The following is an 18342-nucleotide window of genomic DNA, read 5'->3' as shown; positions in this document are numbered from 1 at the left end:
TTGTGACGCATCAGAAGCCGGCCTTCAACGTCACGAACACCTGGCGCGGCGCCCCGGCGAGGAAGGTCTGGTTGTCGCCGCTGTTGCCGAAGCCGTTCGACCCGATCGTCGCGATGTAGCGCTTGTCGAACAGGTTGGTCACGTTCGCCTGGATCTCGATCGGCTGGCGCAGGCCCGCATCGAAGCGATAGCCGAGCGCGGCATCGACCAGCGCGCGGCTGGGGACGAAGCCCTTGCCGTCGCCCGCGGCATAGAGATCGTTGGTGTAGGTGAAGTAGCGCTTCGACATGTAGTTCACGCCGATCCGGCCGAACAGCGAGGTGCTGTCGTAGGCGATCTCGGCATGGGCGAGGTGCTTGGGGCTGTCGACCACGGTCTTGCCCTTGGTCAGCACCGTGCTGGTCGGGTTGCCGGCGCTGTCACGCACGACGACGTTGTTGCGGTAGGTGTTGTCGTTGTAGCTGTACGAGGCGAACAGCGACAGGCCGAAGTCGAACTTGTATTCGCCGCTGGCCTCGATGCCCTGGGCGCGGACGTTGCCGACGTTCTGCAGCGCGTTGGCCGCGCCGACGATGCCGACCGAGGTCGGGATGGTCAGCAGGCGGTTGCGGAAATCGACGTGGTAGCCGCCGAGGACCCCGCGGAACGCGCCTTCGGTCACGCGCAGGCCGGCCTCGTAGGTGTCCGACTGCTCGGGCTTGAGGTAGGGCTTGATCGCGTCGAAGCCCGCCTGGGTCGACGAGAACGGACCCGCCGTGGTGGCCGAGGCGAAGGCGCGGGTCACCTGGGTGAAGCCGGCGAAGGCTTCGACGCCGCCGCCGAACTTGTAGTTCACGCCGGCGTGCGGCTGGAACCAGTCCTTGGTCGAGAGATCGCCGACCGTGCGGCCGCCCGAGACGATCGCGCGGGCCTTGTTGTCGACCTTGAAGCCCTTCCAGCCGAGGTTGATCGTCGCGTCACCGAGCTTGATCTCGTCCTCGACGAAATACTGGTAGGTCTTGGTGTTGAACGCGATGTCCCATTGCGTGAAGAACGGGTTGCGCATGAACTTGAGGTGGTCGCGACCCGGATTCGAGCGGCTGGCATAGGCGTAGAAGCGGCGCGCCTGCTCGAAATCGTTGTTTTCGTACCAGCCGCCGACGGTCAGCTTGTTGAAGGCGACGTCGAAGGCGAGGCTGCCGAACACGCCCTTGCGGTCGATGTCGTATTCGGTGGTGCGCACCGCCATCGGCACGCCGGTCGGGCTGCCGACATAGGGCGTGCCCCAGGTGCCCTGGCCCTCGTTCTTGTGCAGGTAGGTCTTGAGCTTGAAGGTGACGTTGTCGCCGATCGGCGCCTTCATGCCGATCGAGGCGAGCGTGTCGCGACGCAGGCCCGAGGCATCGTAGTAGGCATCGTCGATCGACTTGATCTTGCCGGGATAGGTGGTGCCGGCAGCGGGGTTGCTGGGCGCATAGCTGGTCACGTCGGACAGGCCGTCGGGGCCGGGCGCGCCGGTCGTGTTGTTGACGTTGTCGATGTTGTTGGCGACGTCGGCGACCTTGATCGCGGTGGCGTAGCCCGAGGGGCCGAAGTTGTCCCAGTCATAGCCGAGACGCTTGATCATCTCGAGGCTGAGATCCTGGTAATCCTGCTCGGCGCGGTCCGAATGGCTGAAGAAGCCTTCGAAATCGACGTTGCCGACCGGCACGATCGCCTTGGCGTTGACCGCCCACTGGCGCTGCTTGCCGTCACCCTTCCACTTGTCGGCGGTGCCATAGGCGAACGAGCCCATGAGCCGCGAGCCCGAGGCGTCGCCGATCGCGGCGCGCACGAAGCCGCGGTAGGTGTTGTCCGAACCGGCGGTGCCGTTGATGTCGAGCGCCTGGTTGGCGCTGCCGAGCATCGAGGCAGGGTCGATCGAGGTGAATTCGAGCGTGCCGCCGAGGTTGTTGGTCGACTGCGTGTCGATCGAGCCCGAGCCCTGGCTGACGATGGTCGAGGCGATGTTCTCGGGGCTGATCGCGCGGCTGATGTGCAGGCCGTTGTAGTTGCCGTAGCTCATGTCGCCGAGCGGAATGCCGTCGAGCGTGAAGCCGAGCTGGTTCTGGTTGAAGCCGCGGATGGTGATGCGGGTCGACCATTCGTAGGCGCCGAACGGATCGGCCGACTGGAAGTTGACGCTCGGGAGCTTCTCGACCGCCTTCAGCGGGCTCGAACCGCCGGCGAGGATGGCGATGTCGGCGGCGCCGAGTTCCTGGACCTGGCGCGTCTGGCCCTGGCCGAACACGACGATCTCCGACGATTCACCGGCATCTGCTGCAGGTGCGGCCTGCTCCTGGGCAAGAGCGGGAACGGCCGAGAAGAGCGCGGTCGTGGCGAGGAGATAAAATCCTGAACGCATTATAAATTCCCTCATGCGCAGTTGTTCTGCGTCGCGGCAGCTAGGCTTGCTGCATTGCAAGGAGGTTCCCGTTGCATGACAGATCCATGTCATGACCCGATGGGCAGACCCTGCGGCACGAACGCCACACATTTCCATTTCATCGAACAATCGAGATCATTTTATCCGGATTTTGCGAAGCGTCGAAACGTCATAGCCAAGGTGCATCGGACGGACCTGCCCCGCCCGGCTCCTCGCTCCCTCGTTTTGCAAAGGACCCGACCCATGACGCTTTCCACCACCGCTGCTTCCGCACCCGTTCCTGCCGCGCCGGCAACGCTGCGCGATACCCCGACCGGCAACGCGCTCGCCTTTGCCGGGCGCGTGCTGATCGCCGCGATCTTCGTGTTGAGCGGCCTGTCCAAGGTGACCGCGCCCGCCGCCACGATCGGCTACATCGAGAGCGCCGGGCTGCCCTTTGCGCAAGCCGCGCTGGCCCTGGCGGTGCTGGTCGAACTGGGCGGCGGCCTTGCCCTGATCGCGGGCTACCGGGTGCGCCTCGTCGCGCTGCTGCTCGCCGGCTTCTCGCTCGTCACCGCTTTCGCCTTCCACGGCGCGATCGGCGACCAGAACCAGTTCATCCACTTCTTCAAGAACGTGGCGATGGCCGGCGGCCTGCTCCAGGTCGCGGCCTTCGGCGGCGGGCGGATTGCCTTCCACCGCGACTGAGACCACGATGCCCGGGCGGGGACGGCGAGCGCCGCCCCGCCTCCATTCCTGCCGGTTTCCGCTTCTACTTCTCCGCCCTCATCCAAGGACTTCGCCATGACCGCCCGCAGCGCCAATCCGCTCGTCCTGCCGCTGATCGTCGACCGTTGGTCGCCGCGTTCGTTCGACGCGACTGCCGTCCCGCAAGCCGATCTCCACGTGATCCTCGAGGCTGCGGGGCTTGCCCCCTCGGCCTACAACCACCAGCCCTGGCGCTTTCTCTACGCGCTGCGCGGCGACGCCAACTGGGATCACTTCGTCTCGCTGCTCGTGCCCGGCAACGCGGTCTGGGCCAAGGATGCGGGCGCGCTGCTGTTCGTGCTGTCGCAGAGCACCTTCCCCCGCCCCGACGGAGCCAAGGCCAACCGCAGCGCGAGCTTCGATGCGGGCGCGGCCTGGGCGTTGCTCGCGTTGCAGGCGACGCACATGGGCTACCACGCCCACGCCATGGTCGGGATCGAATTCCCCCGCGTGCGCGAGGAACTGGGCATTCCCGAGGACGTGCGGGTCGAGGCCGCCGTCGCGATCGGCCGGCGCGATGCGCCCGCGAAACTGCCCGACGGCTACCGCGAGCGCGAGGCGCCCTCGGCGCGCAAGCCGGTCGGCGAGATCGCGGCCGCCGGCAGCTTCGCCAACCTGCCGGCCTGAGCCGGAAACGCCGATTCGCGCCCTGCGCCACCGCCCGCGGACCACTGCGACGGGCGGTGGCGCACGCGCGACCGGCGCATTCGTTCCCCGGCCCGGCGAACGCCCGGCGGCGCTGCGCGCACGGCCCGTCGCAGGATCCGGGCGGCAGGGGTTTGCTTCGCCGGCTGCTTGCCTAAGTCGGATGCAAAGAACACTTCGGGGTCTCGCATCATGACGTTCGGCCGGCGCCGGTTCCTCGGCGCCATGGCGGCTTCGGCCACTACCATGCTTTTTCCGCGTACCGCAGCCGAGGCGATCGCACCGCAGGTGCCGGCGGGCAACGGTCTCGTCGTGCCGCCGGCTGCGCCCTGGGGCATCGGCGGCCAGAGCGCGGGCGCGGCGCCTGCCGGGCTCGACATCCCGGGCGCCCCGGCGCTGCTGCCGCGCGCGCTGGCCGCGCTGCAGCAGCACCACGCCCGGCTCGCCGAACGCGACGTGATCGGCATCGTCGATTTCTCGATGCCCTCGCGCGAGCCGCGCTTCCATCTCGTCGACATTGCCGGCGGACGGGTGCTCTCCACGCATCTCGTCAGCCACGGCAAGGGCTCGGACCCCGCCAACAGCGGCTGGGTCGAGCGGCTGTCGAACCGCATGGGCTCGGAAGCCTCGTGCAGCGGCGCGTTCCTCACCGGCCCGACCTATGTCGGCAAGCACGGCCGCTCGCGCCGCCTGCTCGGTCTCGATCCCGAGAACAGCCTCGCCAGCGAACGCGGCATCGTGATCCACGCGGCGAGCTACGTCGACGCAGGGCTTGCCGCGGCGCAAGGGCGGATCGGGCGCAGCCAGGGCTGCTTCGCGGTCTCGCAGGACGAGATCGGCCGCGTGCTCGCGGCGCTGGGTCCGGGCCGGCTGCTGTTCGCCGCGCGCTGATCGCGCGACGCCACTCGAGCAAGATGTAACATTATGTCGTAGCGCGGCAATCTCCCGACAAAGGGGGATGGCGCGCGGCCGATCTGTGATAACCCGCCGGCGTCGACTCGCAGCGTGCCGCACTGCACCATGGTGCAGGAAGGCGCGCGGCGGGAACCGGATCCGCCGAAAGCGCTTTCGTCGCCGTTGCACCCCGGGGTGCGACCCGCTCGCCCCGACGATTTGCCTTTCCTGGCGGACACAGCATCGAGAGTACCCGTTTTGCGCCAGTCATCCCGCCTGCCTGCGTTCCTCCCCGCGCTTGCGCCCGCTGCCCTGCTTGCCACGATGATCGTCTCGCTCTCCGCCTGCGGCGCGAAGGCGGAGGACAAGCAGATGCCGCCGCCGGTCGTCGGCGTGATCATCGCGCGGACCGAGACGGTCCCGCTCGAAACCGAGCTGTCGGGCCGCACCGAAGCCTCGCTCGTCGCCGAAGTGCGGCCGCAGGTCTCGGGCATCGTGCTCGACCGCCTTTTCGCCGAGGGAAGCCGGGTGCGCGCAGGCCAGCCGCTCTACCAGATCGACAGCCGCCTCTACGCCGCATCGGCGGCGCAGGCGCGCGCGGCGCTCGCGACCGCCGAAGCGACGGTCGAGGCCAACCGGCTCAAGGCCGAACGCTACCGCCTGCTCGCTGCCGAAGGCGGCGTGAGCAAGCAGGACGCCGCCGACGCGCTCGCGACCTACAACCAGAGCCGCGCGCAAGTCGCCGCCAGCCGTGCGGCGCTGCAATCGAGCCAGGTCAACCTCGGCTTCACCCGCGTCACCTCGCCGATCACCGGGCAGATCGGGCGGTCGAGCGTGACCAAGGGCGCGCTGGTCACCGCGAGCCAGGCCGATCCGCTCGCCAAGGTCCAGCAGCTCGACCCGATGTTCGTCAACATCCAGCAATCGAGCAACGATTTCATGAGCTTGCGCCGCTCCTTGCAGAAAGGGTCGCTGGCGCCGGTAGGGTCGATCCCGGTGCGCATCGTGCTCGCCGACGGCAGCGCCTATCCGGTCGAGGGCCGGCTCAACTTCGCCGATGTCGACGTGGCCGAAGGCAGCGGCACGGTCACCCTGCGCGCGACCGTGCCCAATCCGCAAGGGCTGCTGCTACCCGGCCTGTTCGTCAAGGCGCGGCTGGCGCAGGCGAGCGTCCCGGGCGGCATCCTGATCCCGCAGCAGGCGGTGACGCGCACGCCGCGCGGCGATGCCTCGGTGCTGCTGGTCAACGGCAAGGGCGAGATCGAGCCGCGCCCGGTCACCGCCGACACCGCGATCGGCGACAAGTGGCTGGTGACGAGCGGGCTCAAGGCCGGTGACAAGGTCGTGGTCGACGGCCTGCTCAAGGCCAAGCCCGGCGCGAAGGTCAAGGCCGTGCTGGCAACCACGCCGTCCGCTTCGGTCGCACGGTAAGGGCGCGCGCCGATGCTTTCCCGCTTTTTCGCGCACCATCCGATCTTCGCCTGGGTCATCGCCATCGTCATCATGTCCGCCGGCGCGCTGGCGATCACGCGGATGGGCGTCGAGCAATATCCCGACATCGCCCCGCCGACGATCTCGATCAACGCCACCTACCCCGGCGCCGATGCGCAGACGATCGAGAACAGCGTCACCCAGGTGCTCGAGCAGCAGCTCAAGGGCATCGACGGGCTGCTCTACTTCACCTCGAGCAGCAACCAGGGTTCGGGCTCCATCACCGCGACCTTCGAGAAGGGCACCGATCCCGACACCGCGCAGGTCCAGGTGCAGAACGCCACCAGCCGCGCGCTCAGCCGCCTGCCGCAGGCGGTCCAGCAGCAGGGCGTCAACGTCAACAAGGCGCAGGCCGACATGCTGCTGGTCGTCGGCCTCTACGACACCACCGGCAAGAGCACCAACGGGGACATCGCCGACTACCTCGCCACCCACTTCCAGGACCCGCTCTCGCGCGTCGAGGGCGTCGGCAGCGCCGACATCTACGGCGGCCAGTACGCGATGCGCATCTGGCTCGACCCGGCAAAGCTCGCCGCAGTCAGCCTGATGCCCTCGGACGTGATCAGTGCGCTGCAGGCGCAGAACACCCAGGTCTCGGCGGGCGAAGTCGGCGCGCAGCCCGCGCCCGAGGGCCAGCGGCTGAGCGCGACGGTTACCGCTCGCTCGCGCCTGCAGACCGTTCCCGAGTTCGAGGAGGTGATCGTCAAGACCGACGCCAACGGCAACACGGTGCGCCTCAAGGACGTCGCCCGGGTCGAGCTCGGCCAGGAAAACTACGGCAGTTACAACCTGTTCGACGGGTTTCCTTCGACCGGACTTGCGGTCAGCCTGTCGTCGGGCGCCAATGCGATGAAGACCGCGCAACTGGTCAAGGACAAGGTCGCCGAACTGTCGAAGGACCTGCCCGCGGGCTATGCCGTGTCCTATCCGCGCGACAGCAGCCTGTTCGTCAAGATCTCGATCGAGGAAGTGGTCAAGACGCTGTTCGAGGCGATCGTGCTGGTCGTCATCGTGATGTTCCTGTTCCTGCAGAACTGGCGCGCCACGCTGATCCCGGCGATCGCGGTGCCGGTGGTCCTGCTCGGCACCTTCGGCATCCTTGCGGCGGCCGGCTATACCATCAACACGCTGACGATGTTCGGCGTGGTGCTCGCCATCGGCCTGCTCGTCGACGACGCGATCGTGGTCGTCGAGAACGTCGAGCGCGTGATGCACGAGGACCACCTCTCGCCGCTCGACGCCACGGTCAAGTCGATGGACGAGATCACCTCGGCGCTGATCGGCATTACCCTGGTGCTTTCGGCGGTGTTCGTGCCGATGGCCTTCTTCGGCGGTTCGACCGGCGCGATCTACCGCCAGTTCTCGGTGACGATCGTCTCGGCCATGGCGCTGTCGGTGCTGGTCGCGCTGACCCTGACCCCGGCGCTCTGCGCCACGCTGCTGCGCCAGGTGGAAAAGCCGAAGGGCCGCTTCTTCGAGGGCTTCAACCACCGCTACGAGCGGCTGCAGAACGGCTACCACGGCCGGCTCGAGCGCTTCGTCGGCAAGCCGCGCGCCTGGATGCTGGTGTTCCTCGCACTCAGTGCTGCGATGGCGTTCCTCTACGCCCGCCTGCCGACGAGCTTCCTGCCCGACGAGGACCAGGGCAACCTGATGCTCTCGATCACCCTGCCCGCCGGCGCGACGCTCGAGCAGACGCAGAGCGTCGCCGCGCGCGTCAACAAGTACATCCGCGAGAGCGAGAAGGAGGATGTGGTCCACGTCTTCACCGCCGCCGGCCGCGGCAACCAGGGTTCGGGCCAGAACATCGCGATGGGCTTCGTCATGCTCAAGGACTGGGACGAGCGCCACGGCAGCGAACACAGCGCCGGCGCCATCGCCCAGCGCATTTCGAAGCACTTCATGGGCGATCGCGACGCGCAGATCCTCGCGCTCTCGCCGCCTGCGATCCGGGGCCTGGGCAATTCGAGCGGGTTCGAGATGTGGCTGCAGGATGCCGCAGGCAACGGCGTGCCGGCGCTGACCGCCGCGCGCAAGCAGCTGGTCGAGGCCGCCAATGCCGATCCCAAGCTCGCGCAAGTGCGCTTCAACGGGCTCGAGGACACCCCCCAGCTCAAGGTCGATCTCAACGACGATGCGGCAAGCGCCTACGGCATTGCGCCGGCCAACGTGAACGCGACGCTGGCGACCGCCTGGGGCGGCACCTACGTCAACGACTTCGTCGACCGCGGGCGGGTCAAGCGCGTCTATGTCCAGGGCGATGCGCCCTACCGTTCGAACCCGTCGGACCTCGGCCAGTGGTTCGTGCGCAGCGACAGCGGCGCGATGGCGCCGTTCTCGGCCTTCGCCACCGCCAAGTGGGGCAGCGGCCCGCCGATCCTGCGGCGTTTCAACGGCATCGCCGCGCAGCAGCTGCAAGGCGGCGGCGCGCCGGGCACCAGTTCGGGCGAGGCGATGGCGCTGATGGAGCAGAAGGCGGCGCAGCTCGGCAGCGGCTACTCGGTCGCATGGGGCGGGCTGTCGTTCCAGGAGCGCGCGGCAAGTTCGCAGTCGGGCCTGCTGTACGCCGCCTCGATCTTCTTCATCTTCCTGTGCCTTGCCGCGCTTTACGAAAGCTGGTCGGTGCCGGTCTCGGTGCTGCTGGTGATCCCGCTCGGCGTGATCGGCGCGGTGCTGGCGGTGACGCTGCGCGGGATCGACAACGACATCTACTTCCAGGTCGCGCTGCTCACCACCATCGGCCTGTCGGCCAAGAACGCGATCCTGATCGTGGAGTTCGCCGAAGCCGGGCTCGCGCGCGGCCTCTCGCCGTTCGAGGCGGCGATGGAGGCGGCGCTGCTGCGCTTCCGCCCGATCGTGATGACCAGCGTCGCGTTCATAGCCGGCGTCGTGCCGCTGGTCGTGGCGAGCGGCGCGGGCGCGCACGGTCGCCAGGCGATCGGCACCGCGGTGATGGGGGGAATGCTTTCGGCGACGGTGCTGGCGATCTTCTTCGTGCCGCTGTTCTTCGTCTTGGTGAAGCGCCTGTTCGCGCGCCGGACGAAGCTGTCGCCAGACGTCCATGGGCCCGACGTTCATGGGCCCGACGTCCATGGGGAGCCCGCGGCATGAGCGCGCTGCGCACCCTGGTGGCAACCGCATCGGCGCTGGCGCTCGCCGGCTGCAGCCTTGCCCCGCGCTATGTCCAGCCGGCCGCGCCGGTGCCGCCCGCGCTGCCGCAGGGCCAGGCCTTCCCCGCGCTCGCCCCCGGCGACGGCGCGATCGACGCGATGGGCTGGCAGTCGTTCTTCACCGATCCCCGGCTCAAGGACACGATCGCGCTGGCGCTCGCCAACAACCGCGACCTGCGCGCGACGATCGCCAATGTCGAGCGCACCCGCGCGCTCTACCGGGTGCAGCGCGCCGGCCAGTTCCCGACGATCGGAGCGAGCGCCAGCGCGAGCGTGACCCACAACGCCTCGAGCGCCGCCGCGGCGGGATCGGGCACCGGCGCCGCCTTCGGCGCGGGCACCAACGAAAGCTACGGCGCTTCGGCGAGCATTTCGTCGTTCGAACTCGACCTGTTCGGGCGGCGGCAGAACCTGACCCGGTCGGCCTTCGAAGCCTATCTGGCCAGCGACGAAGGCCGCAAGGCCGCGCAGATCGCGCTCGTCGCCGAAGTCGCCAACGCCTGGCTGACCTATGCCGCGACCGGCGATGCGCTCGCCGTCGCGCGCGAGACGCTGGCGAGCCAGGAGCAATCGCTGCGCGTCAACCAGCGGCGCGAAGGGCTGGGCATCGGCACCGGGCTCGACGTCGCGCAGGCGCAGACCCAGGTCGACACCGCGCGCGCCGCGGTCGCCGACTACGAAACCGACCTTGCCCAGGCGAAGAACGCGCTCGACCTGCTTGCCGGAACCACGCTCGGCGCCGAGCTGCTTCCCGCAACGCTCGGCGCCGGGGACCAGGTGCTGGCGAGCCTGCCGGTGGGCCTCGATTCGAGCGTGCTGCTGCGCCGTCCCGACGTGCTCCAGGCCGAGCACCAGCTGCGCGCCGCCAATGCCGACATCGGCGTCGCGCGCGCGGCGTTCTTCCCGACGATCTCGCTGACCGGGCTGCTGGGCTTCGCCAGCCAGAGCCTGTCTTCGCTGTTCAGCGGCGACCGCTTCCGCTGGAGCGCCAGCGGATCGGCGAGCCAGACGCTGTTCGACTTCGGCGGCAATGCGGCCAACCTCGCCGCGAGCAAGGCGGCGCGCGATGCCGCGGTGGCGACCTACGAAGGCGCGATCCAGACCGCGTTCCGCGAAGTCGCCGATGCGCTGGCGCGACGCGGCACGATCGACGCCAAGCTCGCCGCGCAGCAGTCGCTGGCCGACAACGCGACCCGCGCGGCGCGCATCTCGCAGTCGCGCTTCGCCAACGGCATCGCCAGCTACCTCGAGCCGCTCGATGCGCAGCGCACCGCTTATGCCGCGCGGCAGGCGCTGGTCAGCGCGCGCCTTGCCAGGGCGAGCAACATGGTCACGCTCTACCGCACGCTCGGCGGAGGCCTGCGGCCCTAGCTCGCCGGCGGGGAATCCCCGCTGCGCGTGCCCGGCCACTTGAGCAGGAAGCTGCCCGCCGCGGACACCTCGGCGCAAAGCAGCGCGCCGTCCTTGCGGAAAGCAAGGTCGCTGCCGTCGTAGGCGCGCAGGCCATAGGCCGAGGGATCGGGCGCCCCGCCGTCGAACTGCAGGAACAGGCGCGCGGTGCAGCCGTCCTGCCCATCCAGCCGGAAGGCGATGGTGGTCTCGTCGAAATGCTTCCAGGCGCGCAGGAAGTGGTCGCTGAACAGGACGAACGGCGCCCCCTCGATGCGATGGAAGGCGCGCGTTGCATAGACCAGCGCCGCGCCCGCGCCATAGATCTCCTGCCCCACCTGCCCGGCCTGCTGCCCGTCGGGATAGAGATCCTCGAGCGGGAAGTTGAGCGCGGGAGCGATGTAGCCGTTGCGGGGGCTCGCGGCGATGGCGTCGGCGGGCAGCGCGTCGGGGTAGTAGTACCAGGCCCGGTCGAGCGCGTGGCGGCAGTATTCCCCGACCAGCAGGCGGACCGAGGTGATCAGGTCCGGTCCGCCGAGGTCGAGGTAGCGCTCGAACGCGGCGTAGCTGTCGAAGCACTCGTAGGCGGCCATGTACGGCGCATCCTGGAGGCAGGTGACGCCAAGGAAGTTGGTGTAGTTGCGCGCGAGCGCGATCTCGCTCTCCCACAGCTGCGCGTTGTGGAAGAAACCCGCAAGGTAGACGTAGCTCTGCGTCAGGTAGCTCTTGTCGCCGGTGATCCGCCACAGCCGGATGCAGGCGGCAGCGCCCCAGGCGGTCAGGTTCGCCTGGTAGTTGAGGTCGAAGCGCATGCCCTTGGCCGCCTCGATGGCCGCCACCGCTTCGTCGAGGAAACGCTTCTCGCGGGTCAGCTCGAAGGCCTGGAGCATGACCCAGGCATAGATCCCGCCGACGTCGGTCTGGCCGCGCTGGTCGGCTTCGGCGACCGCGCGGATCACGCTGAAGTCGCGCATGTTGTACATGATCGGCCAGCGATAGGCGAAGTGCTGCGCGGCGCGGATGCCGTAGTCGACGCTGCGCAGGAAAAGGTCGCGCGCCTGCGCGTTGCCGGTCAGCGCCACGTTGGCGAGGTTGAGCAGCGGGTGGTAGAGATACCAGGAATCGACCGCGTCCGGGTCCTTGTCGCTGCCGACGTTGGGCAGGTAGCGGCGGATCGAGCCGACCTGCGGATCGTAGAACCGCTCGATCCCGGCAAGGATCTCCGAGGCCAGCGGCTGGTGCTCGCCGCTCCAGTCCTCCCACTCGCGGATGGCCGAGAGCAGCGAGAGCTGGACCATCACGTCGGGATATTCGCTCGCGGTATAGCGGTGGAAATAGTCGCGCCCGTAGTGCTCGATCCGCGCCTCGGGCGCCTCTGCCAGGTCGGCCAGCGTGCGCTGCGAGCGCTCCACCCAGTCGTGGTAGGACAGCGCCGGCGCGCCGAGCCAGCGATAGGCGGCGCCGAGCATGTCGAGGAACTGCCAGGCCGAATCCGCTTCGCCGTTCTCGCTGTAGCGGCGGATCACGAGGATGGTGTCGTAGAGCGTCACCTCCCGGTGCGCGAGCAGCAGCGCCTTGCCGCTTTCGGGATCGAGCGGCGGGCGGTAGCCGAGGTCGGGCCATTCGCCGCCGACGGCGTCCTCGGGCTTGCTCCCGGTGCGGTTGAAGTAGTCGTTCAGCGACGAAAGGTTCTGGATATACAGAACCTTGCCGAACGAAGGCCGCGCGAATTCGAAATAGAGCAGGCCGGTGTTGAGCCGCCGCTGCTTCGCCTCGATCCGCCCTTGCGCGCCGGCGGGATCGTCGTGCTCGTCGTGCTCGTCGAGCGGCACAAGGTCGCGCGGCAGTTCGCGCAAGGCGATGTCGTGCGCCGGGCGGAAGCGCAAGCCCACCCGCAGCTGTTCGAGATCGAAGCTGTCGCCCTCGAGCGTGATCGTGCTGGTCCCGGCGCTGCTGCGGCACACGACTTCGACGCGCCCGTCGCGCTCGGTGCAGGTGCAGTCGTCGGGCGCGGCGAACAGCGGCAGGCGCAGCGCGAGGCCGCCCAGGTGCGGCCGGCGCATCACCACCCAGGCCTCGGTCGCATGGTGCGCGAGCGTGATCTCGAGCCCGCCCTGGCGCGTCCGGTGGAGCGTCTCCGCCGCCTTGCTGCCCAGCGCGGCGGCGGCGGAAAGCGTATCGGCGGTCGGCACCGATCGCGGGTCGGCATCGGCCATGGCAAGGTCCTCCTTCGCTGTCGTGCGACGGAGGAACGTTTGTATGTCAGATGTTTATCCCGCGATGCGGACCGGCTCGCTGCGCGTCTCGCCCGCTTGGCCGGGTTCGCCCGCGCCGGCTCTCGCACCATTGCCGAGCGGTACGGCGCCCACCGACCAGGCGCGTCGGTCCAGTTCGCCGATCGTGCGGTCGGGTGCGGTGCGCGCCAGCTCGCGCAAGTATTGCACCTTCAGCGGGAGCACCAGCACCGCCAGCGTCGCGGTGGTCACCGCCCAGCGCCAGGCGTCGAAGCCGCCGGTCTGCACCGCCGACATGAACTCCGCCGTGGTCGCCCAGATCGCGATCGCGCCGAGCAGCTCCGACGCGCGCTGGTCGGGAAACGCCATCATCAGCAGCATGCCGAGGCCGAAGGCGCCGAGCGCCGCGGTCTCGAGCGTCAGCCAGCCATCGGCGTACCCGATCATCAGCAGGACAAGGGTGACCAGCGACAGTGCGCGCGCAAGGCGGACGAGGAGGGCGGGCGTGAGATGCGCGATCAGGCTGTTCATGGCCCCACTTTCGCCGGGAAAGGTCCTCATCGCCCTATCGAACATGGTTAACGGCGCGGTCGGTCCCCGCGATGCCCCGGCGCCACGCCCTCGCAAATTTATATTGTGTGCAGTTTAATTGTGAACTATTTAAATCCCATCGTACGCACAGTGAAAGGAAGCCTGCCATGTCCACGCTCTATACAACCCGCGCCAAGGCGGTCGGCGGCCGCAGCGGCCGCGTCGCCACCGACGACGGCCTGCTCGACGTCCAACTGGCGATGCCCCAGTCGCTCGGCGGCAAAGGCGGGGCCACCAACCCCGAACAGCTCTTCGCCGCAGGCTATGCCGCCTGCTTCGGCAACGCGGTGATCCACGTCGCGCGGGGGCTGGGCGAGCGGATCGCCGACGACGCCATCGTCGTCGATGCGGTGGTCGGGATCGGCCCCAATGCCGGCGGCGGCTTCGCGCTGAGCGTCGACCTCAACGTCGCGATCACCGGCCTGTCGCAGGACAAGGCCGAGGAGATCGTCGCCGCCGCCCACGCCACCTGCCCCTACTCGAACGCGGTGAAAGGCAATATTGACGTCGGCCTGAACGTCACTACTGCCTGAGACATGAGCGAAACGGAAAGCACGGCCAGCCCCGCAGACGACGTGCTGCGTCTCGACCGCCAGCTGTGCTTTCCGCTCTACGCGGCCTCGAACATCCTCACCCGCGCCTACCGTCCGCTGCTCGACGGCCTCGGCCTGACCTATCCGCAGTATCTCGTGCTGCTGGTGCTGTGGGAGCGCGCCCCGCGCGCGGTCGGCGAGATCGGCCAGCAGCTGTTTCTCGACACCGGCACGCTCACCCCGCTGCTCAAGCGGATGGAAGCGGCTGACCTCGTCCACCGCCAGCGCGATCCCGAGGACGAGCGCCGCGTGATCATCTCGTTGACCGCGCGCGGCGAAGCGCTGCGCGCCCAGGCGCGGGCGATCCCCGGCCAGATGGCCGCCACCCCGTGCCTCACTCTCGACGAGGCGCAAAAGCTCCACGAAACCGTGTGGAAGCTGATCCGGGGCCTCACCCCTGCGGCCTGACGGCAATTGTCGCCAATCCCGTGCCATCTGCCGCACCGTTACGTTGCAGTTCGGTGACAGCAACGATATTCTCTCTGTATCGCGACGCACTGCCGCTAGGCTTCCGGTCGGAAGCCCGCAGTGGCGGGAATCCGGCGACGACTGTCGCGACGAGAACACAAGGGACCGGGCCGGGGGGCCACGGTTGATGGACGGGACGCACCAATGGCAAAGGCATTCAAGGCACAGCACACGCTGTCGGGATCGGAATCGCGCTACCCGGTCGACCCCGAAGGCGTCGAAACGACGCGGGGACTGCTGATCGGTTTCGCAATCAGCCAGGTGCTGTGGATCGGGATTGCGCTGCTGGTCTTCTGATCCCGTCGGTTTTTTCGGGCGCGGACGGCTCTTCGGGGCACGAAGGCTTTTTCGGGCCAGGCCGTTGCTCAAGGCCGGACGCGCCGACGCCGTCACGCCCGGCGCGGAAGTCTCACCACAGCGCGCGGATGCCCCAGGCGATCGCCGCCCACAGCAGGGCCGAAGCGCCGATCGGAAAGCCTACGCGAAACCAGCCGGGATAGAGATCGGGGCGCCGCGCGACCTGCGCCCCACCCGCCATCGCTGCGCCCTGCTCGAAGATCGCCAGTTCGTGCTGCAGCCGGTGGACCGGCGAGACCACGGCCACGTCGCCTTCGCCGGCAAGCCGGGCGACCCGCGCCGCCTCGCCTTCGGGATCGAAGAACCGCTCGGTGGCGGGACGCAGGGCGGGCTTGGTCTTGGGCATCGAAATGGGCTGGGGAATGGGCTGGGGCATGGGGGCAAGACCTCCGCTGCCAGTGCTATCCCGTGCCCGCTTGACGGCTCCTGACACCGCCTATGGCATTTATCCTAAGGGATTTTACTAGGACGCCCGGCCCGCGCGTTTGCGCCCTCCCGCGCCCGCACGCCCTCCCCCGTCAGGCGCGGCTTGCCTGATCCAGCGGTTCGCCGTCGTAGGGGTAGCCCGCCTCGGGCGGGATCGTCAGCCACTTGACCCCGTCGCGCAGCTCCACCCGGGGGGTGATGATCGACACCGGCGTCGCCAGCGCATGGGCCCGCGCGCTTTCGAAGTCGGGATAGACCGCCAGCCGCTCGAGATTGCGCCGGGTCGGGAAGATCACCTTGATCGCGCCCTCGTCGGCAAGGCGCAACGCCTCGTGCGCGCTCGCCCAGAACAGGTGCCGGTTCTCGGTCGCATCGACCGCGATCTCGACCGCGCCGGTGCCAAGGTCGGCGAGATAGAAGCGCGTATCGAACACACGGATATGGCGGTGGCGCGGCCACCATCGCGCCCAGGGCACCAGCCGGTCGAGATCGAGCGCCCAGCCCATCGCATCGAGCGCATCGCCCAGCCGCCCGGTCGAAATCGCGATGCGACGCGCCTCGGCCGCCCCTTGCGCGCTGACATCGCCGGCGATGCCGACGGCAAGGCCGGTCTCCTCCAGCGCCTCGCGCACCGCGGCCACGCGCGCGGCAGCGTCCTCGGGATCGAGGTGCGCGCCGAAGCGCTGCGCCAGCGCGTGGTCGTCGGGATCGACCTTGCCCCCGGGAAACACCGTCGCGCCGCCGGCGAACTTCATTTCGCTCGAGCGCTCGACCATCAGGATCTGCGCCGGGCCTCCCGCCGGATCGCGGCGGAACACCACCACCGTGGCGGCCGGGGTGGCGGTCGGCGGGGCTTCGTCCTCGCCCCAGGCGTCGTTCGTGTCATCCATCTCCATGCGACGCACCATGCGCGCGCGCCATGGCCTTGCCAAGGGGCTCGTGCCCCCCGCCCTGCCCGCCTCCCTGCCGCGCGCCATCGCCGCAAGTGTCGACCAGCTTTACAAACTCCATGCATGGTTGGCGGGCATTAACTATCGTCGCGCGCCGCATTCCATCCCGCGACGAAATTGGCACGCTCCGTGCAATGAATGTTGCGTCCCGAAGATGTCTTCTTCAATCGGGGCGGAGCCGGTCCCTCAGTCTTCCCGGCTCCGCCCCTCCCGGGACTTCCCCGAACCGCTCCAAACCCTTGGCCGCCATACGAAAAAGCGCGACTCCAGCAGGGAGCCGCGCCATCGTGGCCGGTGGGTGAAGGCAGGATCGGCGGCCAAAGCCTGCCGATCGCCCGGCAGGCTTTGGCCGGCGGGGCACGATCAGGCCGCGCCCTTGATCCCGTGCTGCTGCATCAGCTGGCCGAGTTCGCCCGCCTCGTACATTTCCATCATGATGTCCGAGCCGCCGATGAACTCGCCCTTCACGTAGAGCTGCGGGATCGTCGGCCAGTCGGAGAAGGCCTTGATCCCCTGGCGGATTTCCTGGTCCTGCAGCACGTCGACGCTGGCGTATTCGACGCCAAGGTGATCGAGGATCGCGACCGCGCGGCTCGAAAAGCCGCACTGCGGGAACAGCGGGGTCCCCTTCATGAACAGCACGACGTCGTTGTCGCCGACGATCTGGGAAATGCGGTCTTGGGCCATGGCGTTTCTTGTTGTCCTGGAGGGCGCGGATGCGCCGGATCGATGGTTCAGGTGGGGACCCCGGTGGTCAGTTGCAAGGCGTGAAGCACGCCGCCCATGCGCCCGCCGAGCGCGGCATAGACCGCCTTGTGCTGGGCAACGCGCGAAAGGCCGGCGAACGCCGGGCTGACGACGTGGGCGGCATAGTGGTCGCCATCGCCGGCAAGGTCGGTGATGGTCACCTCGGCATCGGGCAGCGCCGCCTTGATCATCGCCTCGATGTCTGCGGCCGCCATCGGCATCAGGCTTCGCCCATCAGCTGGCGGCGGGCATCGATCGCACGCGCGTCCATTGCCGCGCGGATTTCGCTTTCGTCGATCTCGACCCCGGCCGAGACGAGGTCGCCGAGCAGCTTGCGGATCACGTCCTCGTCGCCGGCTTCCTCGAAATCGGCCTGGACCACCGACTTGGCATAGGCCTCGGTCTCGGCGGCATCGAGCCCCATGCGCTCGGCCGCCCACTGGCCGAGCAGGCGGTTGCGGCGGGCGTGGACGCGAAACAGCATTTCCTCGTCACGCGCGAACTTGGCTTCCTCGGCGCGCTCGCGGTCGTCGAACATGGTCATGGCGCATGGTCCTCTTTCGGCGGGCCGCGGGGCGGCCTCGCGTGCTGGTGCTTGTCCTTGCGGATAGTCGCAGGGCGGGCGGGCGGCAAGCACCGTCCGCATCGGCGGCGCGCAAAGGCGGCCCCGCGCCCCGGACCCGAAACGATGCGACGGCATCGCGCGGCGGCGGCGCCTCAGTCGAAGGTGACTCAGTCGAAGGCGACTCAGTCGAAGGTTACCGCGGGCCTTGCCGGATCGGGGCCGGCGCAGGTGAAGCGCACGGCGTCGTAGCCGCGCAAAGCCGGTGTCCAGCCGCGGAAGTCGCCCCGCCAGCCGCGCCCGTAGACGCGGTCGCCTGCCTGCCAAGGCCGGCCCAGGCGGTTGACCGCGACCCGGCCGGCGATGCGGTAGCCGCCGGCGCGTGGCTCGACCTGCGTGACGTCGATCGCGTCGGCGCCGCTCCCGGGCGCGGCCTGCTCGGCCGCCGCGATGCAGGCGGCGATGGCGCCGCGCACCCGGCCGTCGTCGGCGAGCGGGATGCGCTGCGCATCGGTGGCGCGGGCGGGCACGCGCACCACGGCGCCGCCAATGGACTCGCCCCGCGCGACAACCGTTTGCGATATCGAAGCAGAGCCCGCGCCGGTTGCGACGACGGCCAGGGCGACGAGAACAGAATTGATCAAGATGCGTGCGACCGTTTTACTTGAAGCGCC

The 18342-nt window shown here is 68.9% G+C and carries 18 protein-coding genes; 9 read left to right on the top strand and 9 right to left on the bottom strand.

The window, feature by feature from the left end:
• Positions 1 to 10: 10 nt before the first annotated feature.
• On the bottom strand, positions 11 to 2383 hold the full coding sequence (locus K3A85_RS07885) for a TonB-dependent receptor (RefSeq protein WP_225205905.1): 2373 nt from the start codon (positions 2381 to 2383) through the stop codon (positions 11 to 13).
• A 264-nt stretch (positions 2384 to 2647) separates the two neighbouring features.
• On the opposite strand from K3A85_RS07885, the gene K3A85_RS07880 reads away from it, so the two are divergent.
• The 6 genes from K3A85_RS07880 to K3A85_RS07855 all read left to right on the top strand — a co-directional run bounded on the left by K3A85_RS07880 (position 2648) and on the right by K3A85_RS07855 (position 10722).
• Positions 2648 to 3091: a DoxX family protein gene (locus K3A85_RS07880; RefSeq protein WP_225205904.1), complete on the top strand. Its 444-nt coding sequence runs from the start codon at positions 2648 to 2650 to the stop codon at positions 3089 to 3091.
• 96 nt (positions 3092 to 3187) lie between these two features.
• Positions 3188 to 3778, top strand: a complete 591-nt coding sequence (locus tag K3A85_RS07875) for a nitroreductase family protein (protein ID WP_225205903.1) — start codon at positions 3188 to 3190, stop codon at positions 3776 to 3778.
• Between the two features lie 264 nt (positions 3779 to 4042).
• Positions 4043 to 4687, top strand: coding sequence for a murein L,D-transpeptidase catalytic domain family protein (locus K3A85_RS07870; RefSeq protein WP_225205902.1), 645 nt, complete (start codon positions 4043 to 4045; stop codon positions 4685 to 4687).
• 261 nt (positions 4688 to 4948) lie between these two features.
• Complete coding sequence (locus K3A85_RS07865) at positions 4949 to 6121, top strand: efflux RND transporter periplasmic adaptor subunit (protein WP_318248072.1); 1173 nt, start codon at positions 4949 to 4951, stop codon at positions 6119 to 6121.
• A gap of 12 nt (positions 6122 to 6133) precedes the next feature.
• The gene (locus tag K3A85_RS07860) at positions 6134 to 9292 is read left to right on the top strand and encodes an efflux RND transporter permease subunit (RefSeq protein ID WP_225205901.1); all 3159 of its coding nucleotides are present in this window, start codon (positions 6134 to 6136) and stop codon (positions 9290 to 9292) included.
• Complete coding sequence (locus tag K3A85_RS07855; protein WP_225205900.1) at positions 9289 to 10722, top strand: efflux transporter outer membrane subunit; 1434 nt, start codon at positions 9289 to 9291, stop codon at positions 10720 to 10722. The genes K3A85_RS07860 and K3A85_RS07855 overlap by 4 nt, the downstream gene beginning before the upstream one ends.
• On the opposite strand, the gene K3A85_RS07850 is transcribed toward K3A85_RS07855, so the two are convergent.
• The gene (locus K3A85_RS07850; protein WP_225205899.1) at positions 10719 to 12956 is read right to left on the bottom strand and encodes a hypothetical protein; all 2238 of its coding nucleotides are present in this window, start codon (positions 12954 to 12956) and stop codon (positions 10719 to 10721) included. The two genes, K3A85_RS07855 and K3A85_RS07850, sit on opposite strands and share 4 nt — an antisense overlap.
• Before the next feature lie 54 nt (positions 12957 to 13010).
• A complete protein-coding gene (locus K3A85_RS07845) occupies positions 13011 to 13505 on the bottom strand; it encodes a hypothetical protein (protein WP_225205898.1) in 495 nt (164 codons plus the stop codon).
• 167 nt (positions 13506 to 13672) lie between these two features.
• Here K3A85_RS07845 and K3A85_RS07840 point away from each other — a divergent pair, with 167 nt between their 5' ends.
• From K3A85_RS07840 to K3A85_RS07830, 3 genes are all read left to right on the top strand, one after another.
• Positions 13673 to 14098, top strand: coding sequence for an organic hydroperoxide resistance protein (locus K3A85_RS07840; RefSeq protein WP_225205897.1), 426 nt, complete (start codon positions 13673 to 13675; stop codon positions 14096 to 14098).
• 3 nt (positions 14099 to 14101) lie between these two features.
• On the top strand, positions 14102 to 14566 hold the full coding sequence (locus K3A85_RS07835; protein ID WP_225205896.1) for a MarR family winged helix-turn-helix transcriptional regulator: 465 nt from the start codon (positions 14102 to 14104) through the stop codon (positions 14564 to 14566).
• 204 nt (positions 14567 to 14770) lie between these two features.
• Positions 14771 to 14923 (top strand): hypothetical protein, encoded by a 153-nt coding sequence (locus K3A85_RS07830; RefSeq protein ID WP_225205895.1) that lies wholly within the window; start codon positions 14771 to 14773, stop codon positions 14921 to 14923.
• A gap of 112 nt (positions 14924 to 15035) precedes the next feature.
• Here the strand turns inward: K3A85_RS07830 and K3A85_RS07825 are convergent, their stop codons facing one another.
• The 6 genes from K3A85_RS07825 to K3A85_RS07800 form a co-directional block, all read right to left on the bottom strand.
• A complete protein-coding gene (locus K3A85_RS07825; protein WP_225205894.1) occupies positions 15036 to 15329 on the bottom strand; it encodes a hypothetical protein in 294 nt (97 codons plus the stop codon).
• Positions 15330 to 15501: 172 nt separating this feature from the next.
• Positions 15502 to 16299 carry an NUDIX domain-containing protein gene (locus K3A85_RS07820; protein WP_225205893.1) on the bottom strand — a complete coding sequence of 266 codons (798 nt, stop codon included), beginning with the start codon at positions 16297 to 16299 and terminating at the stop codon, positions 15502 to 15504.
• Between the two features lie 423 nt (positions 16300 to 16722).
• Positions 16723 to 17046 (bottom strand): Grx4 family monothiol glutaredoxin, encoded by a 324-nt coding sequence (grxD, locus tag K3A85_RS07815; RefSeq protein WP_225205892.1) that lies wholly within the window; start codon positions 17044 to 17046, stop codon positions 16723 to 16725.
• A gap of 47 nt (positions 17047 to 17093) precedes the next feature.
• Positions 17094 to 17327, bottom strand: a complete 234-nt coding sequence (locus K3A85_RS07810) for a BolA family protein (protein WP_225205891.1) — start codon at positions 17325 to 17327, stop codon at positions 17094 to 17096.
• Positions 17327 to 17650, bottom strand: a complete 324-nt coding sequence (locus K3A85_RS07805; protein WP_225205890.1) for a DUF1476 domain-containing protein — start codon at positions 17648 to 17650, stop codon at positions 17327 to 17329. Before K3A85_RS07805 ends, K3A85_RS07810 begins: the two co-directional genes overlap by 1 nt.
• 203 nt (positions 17651 to 17853) lie before the next feature.
• Complete coding sequence (locus K3A85_RS07800) at positions 17854 to 18204, bottom strand: hypothetical protein (protein ID WP_225205889.1); 351 nt, start codon at positions 18202 to 18204, stop codon at positions 17854 to 17856.
• Between the last annotated feature and the right edge of the window lie 138 nt (positions 18205 to 18342).

This window comes from Novosphingobium huizhouense (genome assembly GCF_020179475.1).
GTDB lineage: Bacteria > Pseudomonadota > Alphaproteobacteria > Sphingomonadales > Sphingomonadaceae > Novosphingobium > Novosphingobium huizhouense.
This window is presented reverse-complemented; position numbering and strand designations above follow the sequence as displayed.

Excerpts from the sequence above, each read along its gene's own strand:
- K3A85_RS07885 (WP_225205905.1), bottom strand. The coding sequence starts at position 2,383 with ATGCGTTCAGGATTTTATCTCCTCGCCACGACCGCGCTCTTCTCGGCC.
- K3A85_RS07880 (WP_225205904.1), top strand. The coding sequence starts at position 2,648 with ATGACGCTTTCCACCACCGCTGCTTCCGCACCCGTTCCTGCCGCGCCG.
- K3A85_RS07875 (WP_225205903.1), top strand. The coding sequence starts at position 3,188 with ATGACCGCCCGCAGCGCCAATCCGCTCGTCCTGCCGCTGATCGTCGAC.
- K3A85_RS07870 (WP_225205902.1), top strand. The coding sequence starts at position 4,043 with ATGCTTTTTCCGCGTACCGCAGCCGAGGCGATCGCACCGCAGGTGCCG.
- K3A85_RS07860 (WP_225205901.1), top strand. The coding sequence starts at position 6,134 with ATGCTTTCCCGCTTTTTCGCGCACCATCCGATCTTCGCCTGGGTCATC.
- K3A85_RS07855 (WP_225205900.1), top strand. The coding sequence starts at position 9,289 with ATGAGCGCGCTGCGCACCCTGGTGGCAACCGCATCGGCGCTGGCGCTC.
- K3A85_RS07850 (WP_225205899.1), bottom strand. The coding sequence starts at position 12,956 with ATGGCCGATGCCGACCCGCGATCGGTGCCGACCGCCGATACGCTTTCC.
- K3A85_RS07845 (WP_225205898.1), bottom strand. The coding sequence starts at position 13,505 with ATGAACAGCCTGATCGCGCATCTCACGCCCGCCCTCCTCGTCCGCCTT.
- K3A85_RS07840 (WP_225205897.1), top strand. The coding sequence starts at position 13,673 with ATGTCCACGCTCTATACAACCCGCGCCAAGGCGGTCGGCGGCCGCAGC.
- K3A85_RS07835 (WP_225205896.1), top strand. The coding sequence starts at position 14,102 with ATGAGCGAAACGGAAAGCACGGCCAGCCCCGCAGACGACGTGCTGCGT.
- K3A85_RS07830 (WP_225205895.1), top strand. The coding sequence starts at position 14,771 with ATGGCAAAGGCATTCAAGGCACAGCACACGCTGTCGGGATCGGAATCG.
- K3A85_RS07825 (WP_225205894.1), bottom strand. The coding sequence starts at position 15,329 with ATGCCCAAGACCAAGCCCGCCCTGCGTCCCGCCACCGAGCGGTTCTTC.
- K3A85_RS07820 (WP_225205893.1), bottom strand. The coding sequence starts at position 16,299 with ATGGATGACACGAACGACGCCTGGGGCGAGGACGAAGCCCCGCCGACC.
- grxD (WP_225205892.1), bottom strand. The coding sequence starts at position 17,046 with ATGGCCCAAGACCGCATTTCCCAGATCGTCGGCGACAACGACGTCGTG.
- K3A85_RS07810 (WP_225205891.1), bottom strand. The coding sequence starts at position 17,327 with ATGCCGATGGCGGCCGCAGACATCGAGGCGATGATCAAGGCGGCGCTG.
- K3A85_RS07805 (WP_225205890.1), bottom strand. The coding sequence starts at position 17,650 with ATGACCATGTTCGACGACCGCGAGCGCGCCGAGGAAGCCAAGTTCGCG.